The sequence below is a fragment of the Wohlfahrtiimonas larvae genome, assembly GCF_002006755.1.
GTDB lineage: Bacteria > Pseudomonadota > Gammaproteobacteria > Cardiobacteriales > Wohlfahrtiimonadaceae > Wohlfahrtiimonas > Wohlfahrtiimonas larvae.
The window spans coordinates 1-670 of sequence record NZ_MVDO01000158.1 but is presented as its reverse complement, the minus strand read 5'-3'; the positions used below and the strand labels follow the sequence as shown (position 1 = coordinate 670).

Sequence of the window (670 nt, the reverse complement as noted above, 5' to 3'; positions counted from 1 at the left end):
GAGATGATGCATATAATCCACTTAACTCCCATGAGCCAAAATGTGGTGTGATGAAGATCATCTGACTAAATTTTTTTTGATCTTCTATAAATTCAGGAGGTAGTGTGATATTTGTGACAGATTGTAATATTTTTTCATAAGAATTGAGCCACATAAAGCTTAGTTCAAACATGGTTGCTGCATTGTGGCGCAATGTTTGATGAAGTAACTTTTGTTGTTCAGATGCGGAGAGTTCAGGAAATGCCAAAGCAATATTTTGCTTGGCTATTTCTTTAGTTTGATTGGGCAATATAATTAATAATGATGCAATTATATTGGCAAATCGATACAGTGTTTTCAACGAAAAACACGCAAAAAGCTTTAATAAAGCAGTAATAGCTTTGGCACGAATTCGGCGACGTAGTGGTATCGATTTATCCATAATTATTCATTAGCGTTTTGTCGAGCGATATCTGCAATTGAAAACTCATCATCTTCATCATGATAAGACTGATCAGGGATATCGATACCAGATTGTCTTAATTGATTATTACGATGCTGTAATATAGATTCGCGTTGGAAAACATAATTGTCTAGAGAGATTTTTTTCGATAACTTATCAGCTTCTAGTAAATCTGCTCGAGTATTAATTGTATCAACTGTGGCAACGATTACTTCACCTCTAACATTC

Annotated in this window: 2 protein-coding genes; both read right to left on the bottom strand. The window is 34.3% G+C overall.

All coding sequences use genetic code 11. The features are described from left to right. On the bottom strand, positions 1–421 hold a 421-nt coding region (locus tag BZK14_RS08880), incomplete at its 3' end, for a lysophospholipid acyltransferase family protein (RefSeq protein ID WP_425445331.1). A 2-nt stretch (positions 422–423) separates the two neighbouring features. Beyond that, positions 424–670 (bottom strand): MlaA family lipoprotein (locus tag BZK14_RS08875; RefSeq protein ID WP_143691421.1); only part of this gene is annotated, 247 nt, incomplete at its 5' end.